This is a genomic window from Pelagibacterium sp., assembly GCF_965249125.1.
Lineage (GTDB): Bacteria > Pseudomonadota > Alphaproteobacteria > Rhizobiales > Devosiaceae > Pelagibacterium.
The window spans coordinates 630,023-643,075 of the sequence record NZ_OZ252217.1; the positions used below are offsets into that span (position 1 = coordinate 630,023).

11 protein-coding genes and 1 pseudogene are annotated in these 13,053 nt (G+C 60.1%); 9 read left to right on the plus strand and 3 right to left on the minus strand.

Translation table 11 applies throughout. The features are described from left to right. Positions 1 to 12: 12 nt before the first annotated feature. The gene (locus tag ACP148_RS03195) at positions 13 to 936 is read right to left on the minus strand and encodes a LysR substrate-binding domain-containing protein (RefSeq protein ID WP_421951158.1); all 924 of its coding nucleotides are present in this window, start codon (positions 934 to 936) and stop codon (positions 13 to 15) included. Between the two features lie 131 nt (positions 937 to 1,067). Here ACP148_RS03195 and ACP148_RS03200 point away from each other — a divergent pair, with 131 nt between their 5' ends. After that, positions 1,068 to 2,258: an MFS transporter gene (locus ACP148_RS03200; RefSeq protein ID WP_421951159.1), complete on the plus strand. Its 1,191-nt coding sequence runs from the start codon at positions 1,068 to 1,070 to the stop codon at positions 2,256 to 2,258. A gap of 102 nt (positions 2,259 to 2,360) precedes the next feature. Here ACP148_RS03200 and ACP148_RS03205 read toward each other — a convergent pair. Together ACP148_RS03205 and ACP148_RS03210 are read right to left on the minus strand one after the other, a co-directional pair. Continuing rightward, positions 2,361 to 2,706: pseudogene (locus ACP148_RS03205) on the minus strand (integrase core domain-containing protein); the annotation flags it as partial. A 158-nt stretch (positions 2,707 to 2,864) separates the two neighbouring features. Continuing rightward, positions 2,865 to 3,758, minus strand: coding sequence for a LysR family transcriptional regulator (locus ACP148_RS03210; protein ID WP_421951508.1), 894 nt, complete (start codon positions 3,756 to 3,758; stop codon positions 2,865 to 2,867). A 135-nt stretch (positions 3,759 to 3,893) separates the two neighbouring features. On the opposite strand from ACP148_RS03210, the gene ACP148_RS03215 reads away from it, so the two are divergent. The 8 genes from ACP148_RS03215 to ACP148_RS03250 all read left to right on the plus strand — a co-directional run bounded on the left by ACP148_RS03215 (position 3,894) and on the right by ACP148_RS03250 (position 13,034). Beyond that, on the plus strand, positions 3,894 to 5,783 hold the full coding sequence (locus ACP148_RS03215; protein WP_421951160.1) for a bifunctional sugar phosphate isomerase/epimerase/4-hydroxyphenylpyruvate dioxygenase family protein: 1,890 nt from the start codon (positions 3,894 to 3,896) through the stop codon (positions 5,781 to 5,783). A gap of 284 nt (positions 5,784 to 6,067) precedes the next feature. Then, positions 6,068 to 6,916 carry an ABC transporter ATP-binding protein gene (locus tag ACP148_RS03220; protein WP_421951161.1) on the plus strand — a complete coding sequence of 283 codons (849 nt, stop codon included), beginning with the start codon at positions 6,068 to 6,070 and terminating at the stop codon, positions 6,914 to 6,916. After that, positions 6,913 to 7,935 carry a FecCD family ABC transporter permease gene (locus ACP148_RS03225; protein ID WP_421951162.1) on the plus strand — a complete coding sequence of 341 codons (1,023 nt, stop codon included), beginning with the start codon at positions 6,913 to 6,915 and terminating at the stop codon, positions 7,933 to 7,935. The genes ACP148_RS03220 and ACP148_RS03225 overlap by 4 nt, the downstream gene beginning before the upstream one ends. Beyond that, a complete protein-coding gene (locus ACP148_RS03230) occupies positions 7,932 to 8,999 on the plus strand; it encodes a FecCD family ABC transporter permease (RefSeq protein WP_421951163.1) in 1,068 nt (355 codons plus the stop codon). The genes ACP148_RS03225 and ACP148_RS03230 overlap by 4 nt, the downstream gene beginning before the upstream one ends. Before the next feature lie 132 nt (positions 9,000 to 9,131). Further along, a complete protein-coding gene (locus ACP148_RS03235) occupies positions 9,132 to 10,124 on the plus strand; it encodes an ABC transporter substrate-binding protein (protein WP_421951164.1) in 993 nt (330 codons plus the stop codon). After that, a complete protein-coding gene (locus tag ACP148_RS03240; protein ID WP_421951165.1) occupies positions 10,124 to 11,029 on the plus strand; it encodes a sucrase ferredoxin in 906 nt (301 codons plus the stop codon). The genes ACP148_RS03235 and ACP148_RS03240 overlap by 1 nt, the downstream gene beginning before the upstream one ends. Positions 11,030 to 11,092: 63 nt before the next feature. Next, positions 11,093 to 12,052 carry an ABC transporter substrate-binding protein gene (locus tag ACP148_RS03245; protein WP_421951166.1) on the plus strand — a complete coding sequence of 320 codons (960 nt, stop codon included), beginning with the start codon at positions 11,093 to 11,095 and terminating at the stop codon, positions 12,050 to 12,052. Between the two features lie 22 nt (positions 12,053 to 12,074). Then, positions 12,075 to 13,034 carry an ABC transporter substrate-binding protein gene (locus ACP148_RS03250; RefSeq protein ID WP_421951167.1) on the plus strand — a complete coding sequence of 320 codons (960 nt, stop codon included), beginning with the start codon at positions 12,075 to 12,077 and terminating at the stop codon, positions 13,032 to 13,034. The last annotated feature ends 19 nt before the right edge of the window (positions 13,035 to 13,053 follow it).

Genomic DNA, 13,053 nt, shown 5'->3' on the forward strand with positions numbered 1-13,053 from the left:
TACTGGGCGCGGTTACTTCTTTTGCTCACCGAGTTCCGGTTTCAGATTGGTCGGAGGCATGCTGCGCGCACGCAACAGCGCATCGACCATAGACTTGACGATTTTCGATTTTTGCGCGTCGGGCCGAAAGATCAGATAGCTGCGGAACTGTATGTCGGGAGCGAATGGCTTGAGTACCAGCCCCCGCTCGGGAAAGCCATCGGTGGCCATCGGATTGACAATGCCAATACCCAAGCCTTCGAGCGTCAAGGCACAGACTGTTGCCGAGTTGGGCGTTTCCACCACGATCGAGGGTTGGACGCCGTGCTTGGCGAGCGCTTCTGTCAGCATATTTCGAACGCTATCGCCCGGCGCGAGCGCGATCAAAGGCTGCTTGTGCAAATCCTCGACCGTCACCACGTTTTTCGCCGCAAGGGGGTTGTTGGGGTGGATGGCGCAGACGGCGCGAAAGCTGCCGAAGACCTGGTGGTTGATGCCAGTCAGGTCAACTTCGCCAGCTACGAGCCCGATATCGTACTGGCTGCTCGAGACCAGGTCAAAAACCGCATGGGATGACAGCACCTGCAAGGTGACGGCAATTTCGGGATTCGTCTTGTTGAACAGCCCAATGCCGCGCGGCACGACCGTAGACCCCATGGCCGCCAGACTGGCAATCTTAATGACGCCGGAGCCAAAGTCGCGAATGCGTTCAGCAGAGGACCGCAGTCGATCGAACACCGTAAAACTTTCAATCACCTCCTTGAAGAACAACTCGCCTTCCGGTGTGGTGACAAGACGACCGCGCACTCTGTCAAACAGCAAAAATCCCAGTGATCCTTCGAGCTCTGCAAGCGAGCGGCTCACCGCAGGTTGGGAGATATCCAAAAGCTCAGAAGCTCGCGAGGCCGACCCACTCAATACAATGGCTCGGAATATCTCCAACTGGCGAAAATTCATCGCATTAACGGCCCCAAAGTTCTCGATATAAGTTGAATTTATACGTTACGTCGTGATGCAGCGCAATTATTATGACCTTGTGAGGCGAGAAATTGTTGCGGTCTGTACGCCAATCCATAACGCCGAAGCTGATGGTCACCCAGATCATAAGCTGGGGGGTTAGCCTGTCCTTTTTGGGCGTGCTGGCCCTGCCGGTATCGACCGACCTGGAAATTCCGATCGGCGTTGCTTATGCCGGGGCTTCCCTGTTTTACGGGATCGGTGCTGTCTCCGCTGGCTATACCGGGCGCCTTTGTGACAGGTATGGCGGACTTCCGGTTCTCGCTGCGGGATCGGTCTTGTTCATGCTGGCCCTGCTGGTAATTGCGACCTCGCAGAACGCGATCCAGTATCTTGTTGGCTGGGGCGTCTTCGGCGCGGGCATGAACGCTGCGCTGGCTACCGGTTCCTACAGCGCAATCGTACAGTCCGACGAACCCAACACTGATCGCAGTATTGCCACGCTGACGCTGGCGACCGGGCTGAGCTCATCGGTGTTCTGGCCGCTGTCGAGTTTGCTGATCGGCGAGTTTGGTTGGCGGTTCGCGTGCCTGATCTACGCATTGCTCATGTTGACTTTGCCCTTTGCGATTCACTTGGCTTTGGCGCAACGCGCAAAGGCAAAACGCAGCGAAACCACGGCAAGCTCAAAGACTCGGGCTCCACCAATCGAGCTGGGGCAGGACGTTGCTCAAGCGTTGTTTTGGTTCAAGCTGGCCAACGTCTGTGCGGGTTTTTATACCGCCGCAACGGGCGTGATGATGATCGGCCTGTATGTCGAGATGGGACTCAATAGCGGGCATGCCTTGATCGCGGCGTCATTCCTTGGTTTGTCGTACATATTGGGACGCTTGATCTACATGGCGCTCTCGCGCTGGGTGTCCGTCATGAAGATGGCAGTTGGCGCTTTTGTGCTCTTGCCGGTTTCGATTGTGCCGCTCCTTATCGCTTCTTTCGCAGCAATCGATCTGCGGGCCATCATCGCGCTGGTCTCGACCATCGCTTTTGGCATCGCTTCCGGTATCATTACCGTGTTGCGCCCAACATATCTGCTCTGTCTGGTGGGTCGGCAGGACTATGGCCGGTATGCGGGCCAGGTTTCCGGCCCTCTCAACCTGGCCAGCGCGGTAGCGCCCTTGGTTTTTGGAACGCTGCTGGGTATATCAAATCTGCTCTACCTTCTTGTCGGTCTTTCACTCGCGACCTTTGCGGTGTTCGCGATCCTTGCCATGTCACGCGTCCTCCCGCACCAGGGAAATACGACGACAGCTGTTACCAAATAGGTAGTCTTGAGTTTGTCGTCGACTTGCGAAAGTTCAGTGACGTTGCCCCAACTTTTATCCAGCGTGACGTAGACTCCGGGGGTTGTTTTGGCCCTGCCGAGCCTAGTGGAAGACGGGGGCTGGCGTGGAGCTGGCCATTGAGCGCAGCCAGGTCCCGTCGTGGTGTAACGGTGGTGGTGTATTCGGTTGGGGTGAGCCAGCCCAGCCGCGAGTGTGGACGATTGGCGTTGTAGTCAGCCCGCCATTCTCGAAGGGCAATGCGGGCGTAGGAGAGGCTCGGGAACAGTGTCTCGTTGAGCATCTCGTCCCTGAGCCTGCCATTGAACGATTCAATGAACGCATTCTGCATCGGCTTTCCCGCTGCGATGTAATGCCAGTCGATCTTGTGTCGGTCTGCAAAGCCCAGGATGGCATTGGAGGTGAACTCGGTGCCGTTCTTCGAGGAAATCGATCCACTGGATCGATTTCTGATCTCCCGAACTCGCTGACGACCATCCTCGGCTTGCCGCGTGCCGCCGCGACAGTGATAATGACGCCATTTTGCGCGAGTTGCCGTGCAGCGCTGCGTAAAAAGCGGGGTATGGCCGTGCCTGACATCAGCAATGGTCAGCAATGTTCCTTCATGGTGGTCCTGAGATAGTGCAGGAATTTTTCGGCGGAACTGGAAAGGGTCCAGTCGTTTCGCGTCGCGTAGTAGACGGGAAACCGGGTTTCGGCCTCTATGGGGATGGCGCGCAGGCGGTCCGATCCGATTCCCGCGATGGAAAAGGAATCGAGCACGGCCACGCCCACTCGGCGCTCGACCAATGAAATCACCGTAGAGCCGAACCTTGCCTTGATGGGAACGCGCACCTCGAGATTTGCCCGTTCGAACAGTTCGGCCATGATCCGCCCATAGGGATCATTGGGGTCGATGCCGATCAGCGAATAATCGGCGATCTCTTCGATGCTTATGCCTTTGTGGTTGGCGCAGGGGTGATCGGGCGGCACGACGAATTTGAGGCTTCCGTGGGCCAAAAGGGTAAATGTCAGCGCCGGATGTGCGAGCCTGTAGCTCATCAGGACCATTTCTCCGCGCTGGAGCAAGAGATAGTCGATGGCCTCCTCGATCTTGAGGAGTTCGATATTGAGCGCGAGATCGGGCATCGCCCGCCGCATTTCGGCGACCGCGTTGGGCACCATCGCGTTGGCTATCGATGGGACCGAGCCCAGACGCAGTTCCACGTCCTCGCCCGAGCTGAGCTTGGACAGGACATATCCCAGATCGTCCACCTTACGGTGGATTTCGTTGATCTGACGAAATACGCCGGTGGCTTCGGGCGCGGGGGTGTATCGCCCTGCGCGCCGAACGAAAAGCTTAAGGCCGAGCGTGGCCTCGATGTGTTTCATGGCCCGGCTGATGCCAGGTTGGGCGACATTGAGCAGCTTGGCTGCACCTGCCACCGACCCCGACACAGCGATTGCCCGCACGATCTCGATCTGGCGGAGTGTCAACATGATCTAAAAATAACACTATGTTATGTCTTCGTTATAAATTGATATTTGTGTTAGTCAATCATGATGCGTAAACTTCGGAGCTGAGGCAGCGTGGGCAGCATCTTGCTTGCCCGGATGTCCACAGGACGGAGAAGCGGCATGAAGACCTCGATTGCTACGGTATCGATCAGTGGCGATCTCCGAGAAAAGCTCGCGGCGATTGCCGGGGCCGGGTTTGACGGGATCGAGATTTTCGAAAACGATTTTCTGGCATTTGACGGCGGGCCGCGCGAAGTGGGGCGCATGGTGCGGGACCATGGGCTCGAAATTTCGCTGTTTCAGCCGTTCAGGGATTTCGAGGGGCTACCGGAGCCCGAGCGCCAGCGCGCCTTTGATCGGGCCGAGCGCAAGTTCGACGTCATGGAAGAGCTGGGCACCGATCTGGTGCTTGTGTGTTCCAACGTATCGCCGGCTGCGCTCGGCGGCATCGACAGAGCAGCCGCCGATCTTCGTGAGTTGGGCGAGCGCGCGAAAAGACGCGGCCTGCGCATCGGGTATGAGGCCCTGGCCTGGGGGCGCCATGTCAACGACCATCGCGATGCCTGGGAGATCGTGCGGCGCGCCGATCATGCCAATGTCGGGCTGATCGTGGACAGCTTCCATACCATCGCGCGCAAGATCGATCCCCAGACCATCCGCTCGATACCGGGCGACAAGATTTTCTTTGTCCAATTGGCCGACGCCCCGCTGATCGACATGGATCTTCTCTATTGGAGCCGTCACTTCCGCACTATGCCCGGACAAGGCGATCTCGATGTCACAGGGTTCGCTGCGGCCGTCGCTGCCACAGGCTATGACGGTATGTGGTCGCTGGAGATATTCAACGACCAGTTTCGTGGGGGTTCGCCCGGCACCATCGCCGCCGACGGACATCGCTCGCTGGTTGCCCTGATGGATGCGGTGCGGCGCGCCGAGCCACAGATCAGTGCCGACCTCGTCCCGATGCCGGCCCCGATCGCTGTCGAGGGTGTCGAGTTCATCGAATTTGCTGCCAACGAGGCGGAAGCTGAAGATCTCAGGATGCTGCTGGCTTCAATGGGCTTTGCCCATGCGGGACGCCACATCGCCAAGCATGTCGATCTCTACCGCACCGGCGGCGTCAATATCGTGGTCAATACCGAGCGCGAGGGCTTTGCGCACTCGGCCTATCTCATGCACGGCACCAGCGTGTGCGACATCGGGCTCAAGGTCGAGGACGCGCGGGCAACCGTGGAACGCGCCAGGGCGTTGGGAACAGAGCCTTTCGAACAGCCGGTCGGTCCGGGCGAACTCAAGATTCCGGCCATTCGCGGGGTTGGCGGCGGGCTGATGCATTTTGTCGATGACAAGACCGAACTGGCCAAGGTCTGGGAGACGGAATTCACCCCGGTCGCCGCGCAGGCCATATCCGATATGGGCATCACCCATATCGATCATGTGGGCCAGACCATGAACTATGAGGAATTGCTAACCTGGCTCCTGTTCTACACGACCCTCTTCGACACGCGAAAAACCCCGATGCTCGACGTTGTCGACCCCGCCGGTCTGGTGCGGTCTCAAGTGATCGAGAACGAGAAGGGTACCATCCGGTTCACGCTCAACGGCGCCGACCAGCGCTCCACCCTGGCCGGCCATTTCATCTCGGAAAGCTTCGGCTCGTCCGTCCAGCACATCGCCTTTGCGTCTTCCGACATATTCAAGACCGCCGAGGCGCTCAAGGCCACCGGCTTCGCGTTCCTTGAAATATCTCCAAATTACTTTGCCGACCTGCAGGCCCGGTTCGGGCTCGACGATGATTTTGTCGATATCCTGAGGACCAGCAATATCCTCTATGACCGCGACGGGCAGGGAGAGTATTTCCAACTTTATTCCTCGCTCTACGGTGACGGGTTCTTTTTCGAGATCGTCGAGCGGCGCAACGGCTATGGCGGCTATGGTGCCCCTAACGCCCAGTTCAGGATCGCCGCCCAGAAACGAAGCCTGAGGGACAGAAAAATTCCGGCGCGGTAAACGGTCGTTCGCGGGAAGCGCAAGACCCGGGGTGCGGAGGGGTGTCGGCTGTCGGCGCAGCCGTCCGTGTCCTTGTCGAAGGCGTAAAGGGACATGCACTCGGCGCCGACCCCCCGGGTCGACGCGGGCAACTCCATTTTAAAATATGATTGCAATTGTCATGTTGGGCACTTATGACTGCCCTCCAGATAATTGTCGCCTTGGGGCGCCGGGAGCGGTGCGGACGCGGCGTCGGCTCCCGTTGCACCGCCCCAGTTCAAGGCACCAGAAGACGAGAGGGCGCAATGCCCAGCAATGATCATTCCGACGCCAGGAAAAGTCCCGCGCGTCTTACGACTCAATCCATTGCTGCCGGCTATGATGGGACGCAGATTCTTTCGGACGTTTCGCTGGCCGTGGCCAATGGGCAGATGACGGTGCTGGTCGGGCCGAACGGTTCGGGAAAATCGACACTGCTCAAGACCATGGCACGGATCCTGACGCCCGATGCCGGTCAGGTGCTGCTCGACGGCAAATCGATCCATGCCGGGAAAAGCCGCGAGGTGGCGCGGGCCATGGGTATTCTTCCCCAGGGCCCCATCGCGCCCGAGGGGCTGACGGTTCGGGAACTGGTCGGTCAGGGGCGCTTCCCCCATCAGGGATTGTTGCGGCAATGGACGCGGCAGGATGAGGATGCAGTCGAAAGGGCGATGGCAACGGCTTCGGTCACCGAATTTGCCGATCGGCCGGTGGACTCGCTTTCGGGTGGACAGCGTCAGCGCTGCTGGATCGCGATGGTGCTTGCACAGGAAACCGATCTCTTGCTGCTCGATGAGCCGACCACCTTTCTTGATCTCAAGGTTCAGGTGGATCTCATGGAATTGCTGGCCGATCTGGCCCATGGCGGTGGCCGTACCCTGGTCGTGGTCCTCCATGAACTCAGCCTCGCTGCGGCCTATGCCGATCATCTGGTGATGATGAAAGACGGCAAGATCGCCTGCGAGGGGACGCCGGAGGCCATTTTTACCGCCGAGCGTCTCAAGGATGTTTTCGACCTGGACGCTCATGTGGTGCGCGATGGGGCAACGGGCCATCTGGTTTGCGTGCCGTTGGGTACCCATGCATGCCGCAAGGCGGCGGTTCGCGTCGCATGAGCGCGGTCGCGCATGAGCCGGGCTCGCGGCGCATCGCCCTTACCGCGTCGGGCCTGCCGGCACTTATCGGTGTAACTGTCCTGCTTTTCGGACTGCACATCGCGGTGGGCGCCAAGCACCTGCCTCTCGGGACCGTTCTCGAAGCCATCGTCAACCGCGACTCCACCGTCTTCGATCATATGATCATCTGGGATCTGCGCCTGCCGCGCGCGCTGATCGCCTTGACCGTGGGGGCCGCACTCTCGGTCGCGGGAGCTCTCATGCAGGGCGTCACCCGCAATCCCCTGGCCGACCCGGGGCTTTTGGGGTTGATGGCCGGGGCATCGTTTGCCGTGGTCATGCTGTCGTTCTTTTTCGGGCCGGCATCGCTCCACTGGTTGCCCTGGATCGCAGCGCTCGGAGCGCTTGTGACGGCGCTGGTCGTCTATTTCATTGCCCATTGGGCGCCCGGTGGACCGACACCGCTGACACTAACTCTCTCCGGCGCCGCGATTTCGGCTTTTCTGGGCGCAATCATTTCGATTGCCCATCTGCTCAATGAGGAATCGTTCGACAATCTGCGCGTCTGGCTCTCGGGCTCGCTGGCCGGGCGCGATATCTCGATGCTCTATGTGACGGGTCCGTGGATCGCCGTTGCGCTGATTGCCGGAATTGCCCTCGCCCGGCAAGTGACAGCTTTGGCGATGGGAGACGATGTTGCCAAGGGGCTCGGCGTGCGCACCGGCCCGCTCAAGCTGCAATTGCTTGGCGTGGTCGTGGTTCTCACTGCCTGCTCGGTCGCTCTTGCCGGTCCCATGGGCTTTGTGGGGTTGGTCATTCCCCACATCGCCCGCCTTTTCGTGGGATCGGATTATCGCTGGATCGTGCCGTATTCGGCGGTGATCGGTGCCGCTTATCTTCTGGGTGTCGATATCGTCGCGCGCATTGCCATACCACCGCGCGAGATCTCGACGGGCATCATCACGGCGATGATTGGCGCGCCGGTGTTCATCCAGCTCGTGCGCATGAGGGCCAGATGACCGCCGCGGCACCGCAACGTCATATCGTCCTTCGGGCAGCGCACGAGCGTATCGCCCTGCGCCTTCCCAAGCGTGGCCTTGTGGCCATCACCGTTTTGGCCGTTCTGCTTGTCGGGATATGGGCCGTCAGCCTGACGCTTGGCAGCTACGACATCGACCTCGAGACGCTTTTGACGACCTTGTCGGGTACGACCGTCTCGGGCGCGATCGACAATGTGGTGTGGCAATTCCGCATGCCGCGCGCGCTGGTCGCGGCGCTGGCGGGGGCCATGATGGCGTTGTCGGGCGGTGCGATGCAGAATGTCACGCGCAACGGGCTGGCCGACCCTTCACTTATCGGTATCAGCCAGGGCGCGGCGCTTGCCGTTGTCTCGGCCATCGTGGTGTTCCCGCAACTGAGTTTTGGCTGGCGCCCGGTCATTGCCTTTGGCGGTGCGCTCGGTGTTGCCATTCTGGTCCAGGCACTGAGCTTTCAAAAGCGCGGCAACAATACCATCCGGTTCATTTTGCTGGGCATCGGGGTTTCGGCGCTCATCTCCTCGATCACTTCTGCCATGCTCACCTATGGCGATCTCGACCGTGCCATGTCGGCCCTGTCGTGGCTGGCGGGCTCGGTCAATGCGGCCACCTGGACCGATGTGCATGTGCTTTCGGCCTGGTGCCTCGTCCTGTTGCCGCTGGTCCTGGCGCTAAGCCGCATCATGTCGGTCCTGCGCATGGGCGAAGACACTGCGATCGGCCTGGGCGCCTCGGTCAGGTGGGCGCGCTATGGGCTGATTTGCGTGGCCGTTGGCTTTGCCGCGGCCGCCACGGCCATTGTGGGGCCGTTGGGCTTTGTCGGGCTGATCGCCCCGCACGCGGCCCGGCGCATCGCCCGCAGCGGCATTGGCATCCACATGCTGCTGACCGGCTTATGCGGCGCGGTTCTGGTCGCGGTCGCAGACCTGATCGGACGCGCGGCCTTTGCTCCCATTCAACTTCCCGCAGGCCTCATCACGTCAATTATCGGCGTGCCCGTCTTCATCTACCTCCTGCAACGGGCCGCTGCCAAATCGCATTTGTGAGACATGACATGAACCGTTTTGCCCGTGGCGCTCTCGTGATCGCCGGCATTTTATCATTCCCGATGTCCTTCGCGCTCGCGCAGGACTTTCCGCTGACCCAATTCATTCAATCCTGCGTAGAGTTTTAGAATCATGAAATCCTTGACCGCATTCCTGAAGTCCGTGGCTATTGCCGCGACATTGTGGGCCGGAACGGCTGGAGCGCATGCCCAGGAAACCCGCGAATTCACCGCCGAGAACGGGACGTTCACCATTCCGGTCCAGCCCCAGCGTATCGTTGCCCTCAACGATCAGATTCTGACCTTGCCGCTCTATGAAATGGGTGCGCCGGTGGCGGGCAGCGCCGGGCGTCTTGACGCCGATGGCAATGCCTTCCTTCGCGGCGGCATGGACACTTTGGGGATCGATTTTGCCAATACCGATATCGAGTTCGTCGGGCTGTTCAACGATCTGGACGTCGAGGCCATTGCCGCGCTCGAACCCGATCTGATTGTCGGCGGGGTCTACAATGATGCCGCCGTAATTGAACAGCTCCAGGCGGTCGCGCCGACGCTCGTTATCAACAATGGGGAACTGGGACTGGTCGGCACGCTGCGCACGCTCGCCGATGTCAGCGGCACGGGCCGGGCTTTTGAAGCCCGCTACGCGCGGTACCTGGGCAATGTCGAGCGGCTCAAATCTTTCCTGGGCGACCCGTCGGCGATTTCGGCAACGCTGACCTTTATGTTTCCCGAGGGCGAAGAACTCTGGGTTTACAAAAGCGGGCTTGGGGCTATCAGTCAGGTTCTCACGGATTTGGGGATTTCCCGCCCCGCCGCCGTGGAAGCGTTCGAAGAGCCCCAGATCAGCTACAGCGCCGAACTCATCCAGGACCTCGATGCCGATTTTGTTTTCGGCTTCTATCGCCAGCAGCCTGACGCAACGCCGCAAACCATCCGTGCCGCTTATGAAAAATTTGCGCCAGGTTGGTGTCAGGCGCTCACGGCCTGTCAGAATGGCCAATTCATCCTTCTGCCCGGACCGAGCTTTGGGTCGGCCATGGCATCGCTCGATCTGGCGCTCGAAATGGTCGAAGCGCATATGGCGGGGCGGCCCTTCACTCCATTCGAGGGTAACGCACAATAATGACCAAGCACGTCTTTTGCCGCGATCTCTGCCTTGAGAGGGGTGAACCGCACGAGGGCACTGGCAATGCGCCCCAGCGGGTGCTGCTGCTCGCCTGGCCGCGCGGCAAATGGCGGACCCCAAGATGGGAGTCGGCAGATATGAGCGAAGCGCTCGCCGGCTCCATTCACGCCGCCGCGCAAAAGGGGCTGCATGTTGCACTCGTCGATCGGGTCGGGGAGAGCGACGGCCTGCCTCAGCTCATGGCGCAGCCCGAACAGGTTTACGCCGATTTCGAAAGCGAGGCGGCGCTGATTGACGCCATAAACGACTACGCCGACGGCAAGGTCTTCGCCGGGGCTCATGATCCGCGCATCACCATCATCGTTTGTACGGATTCGCGGCGCGATGCCTGTTGTGCGCGTTATGGCTTTTCAACCTACAAGGCGCTGGTCGCAATCGCCGATCCGGCAAAATTCCATATCGTGCAGGCGACCCATATCGGTGGCTGCCGGTTCGCGGCTTCCCTGGTCGTTTTGCCCCATCGCCAGCGGTATGGCCGCATGACGGCCGGTCAGGCTCCGGCCTTCATCGAAGCGCTTTCTCGCGGCCAGATATTCCTGCCTGCCTACAAGGGGCGATCCGACGAGCCCGAACCTATCCAGGTTGCGGAACTCGCAGCCCTCAAATGGGCCGCCGACAATGACGCGCCGGCATCACATGTTCAATTGTCCCATAACGGACTTCCTGAAGTGGCCAAGGATGGAGACGAACTCGTCTTTGCAGCCGCTTTGGGTGCCGATCGGCTTTCGATCCGGCTGCGCGCAAGAACCTTTCACATCCAAGGCAATTGCGGCGTGGTCGCCGAGGGCGGCGGCAGTCACGAAATCCGATGGTGCCTGGATGAGTTGTCCAAAGCGTCCTGAGGTCCTCCGGTAGCCCTCACCTGCCAATCCTTAAAACCGAAGATCAAAGCGAGATTCCTACCGATGACATCTAAACCTCTGATCGCCCTGACAGTGGCACTTGTCGTTTCCGCTCCCGCGCTAGCGCAAGATGCCGAAACGATTGTCGATGGCACCGGCACCGAGGTCACCGTGCCAGCCGATCCCCAGCGGGTGGTGGCGTTGCACGATACATCGCTTACAGTGACGTTGCTCGAACTGGGTATCGTTCCTGTTGGCAGCCATGGCCGCACCACGGAGAATGCCGCGCCAAATATCCGCTCAGGCAAGTTGATCACCGGCTATGATTTCGACAATTCCGCAATCGAATTTGTCGGAAACCTGCCCGCCGATGTCGAAGCCGTGGCTGCGCTTGAGCCCGATCTTATCCTGACCACCGATTGGCAGACCGCCGATGTCGGCCAGCTCCGCTCCATCGCGCCGACCTATGTGTTTCCGATCTCCACGATGGACGATTTCGACGTCTATCGCACCGTTGCCGATGTGACCGGCAGAGCCGACGTGCTCGACAAGCTCGAGGCCCGCTATCAGGCCCAGCTCGACATGATCAACGGCCTGACCGACCCGGCGGGAATAAAGGTCAGCGTTATTCAGGCCAATGGCGGCGAATTGCAGGTCTGGAACACATATGGCTCGCTGGGCAAGGTGTTGCGCGACGCTGGTTTCGTATTCCCCGCCGCCATCGATGCCATCGAGGGCAATGAACGCCAGATCTTTTCGGGTGAATCCTACCCCGAGTTCGATGCCGATTTCATCTTCGTCACTTATGCGGTGGAACGGGGCGAGACGCCGGCCATGGCGCGCGCGGCGCTCGATGAGGTTTTGCCGGGTTGGTGCGATGTGATGCATGCCTGCCGCAACGGCCAGATCGTTTACGTCCCGCGCGAGGTCGCCTCGTCGGCGACCTATGATTCACTGACGGCGCTCACTCAAATCGTCGCCTCCCATGTCGTGGGCCGCGATTTCACGCCACTCGAACAGTAATGACCAAACCGGGGGACCAATCATGAGCCTTTTGAGGTCATTTATTGTAGTTGGCGCGATCGTGCTGACCGCGTCGGCGTTCGCGCAGGAAACGCGCAGCTTTGCAGACGATGCGGGCAGGACAGTCGAAATCCCGGTCGATCCGCAGCGCATCGCTTCGCTGCAGGATCTGTCGATCACCATTCCGCTGATCGAACTGGGCGTTTATCCCGTGGCCAGCCATGGTCGCACCACGGAAGCGGGCGAGGGGTTCATCCGTTCGTCCAAGGTGTTGACCGGCGTCGATTTCGACAATTCCGACATCGCATTCGTGGGCAATCTGCCGGTCGATATCGAAGCTGTCGCCGCGTCCGAGCCGGACCTGATCATCACAACGCCGTGGCAGTCCGCTCCGGTGGAACAGCTTGAAGCCATTGCGCCGACCATCGTGCTCGACGATACGGTGCGCGGCGATTTCGGCATGTATAAAGCGCTCGCCGAAATCACCGGCACGACCGATACGCTGGCTATCCTCGAGGGCCGCTATGACAGCCAGATCGAACAGATCAAGCGCCTGGTCGATACGGGGTCGATCTCGGTGAACGTCATTCAGGGTGTCGAAGGGGAAGTCCTGTCCTGGCACACTTATGGCGGCCTTGGACGGGTATTGCGCGACGCGGGATTTTCATTTCCCGAGCGGGTGGATGCAATACCCGAGGGCGAGTTTGCTCGCATGAGTGCTGAAGCGTTGCCCGAGCTCGATGCCGATTTCCTGTTCGTGACCTATCGCACCGATACGCTGGAAACGCCGGAAGACGCCGTGGGTCACCTCGAACAGGTCCTGCCCGATTTCTGTGACTTCCTGCATGCCTGCCGCGAGAACCAGATGATCATCATGCCGCGCGAGGAAGCTTCGGCCTCATCCTATTATGCGCTGGGCGTCATGGCCTATACGGTGATCTCACACATCAGCGGGCGCCGGTTCGAGCCGCTGGCCCAATAGGCGATCCGGTCCGCCGGGT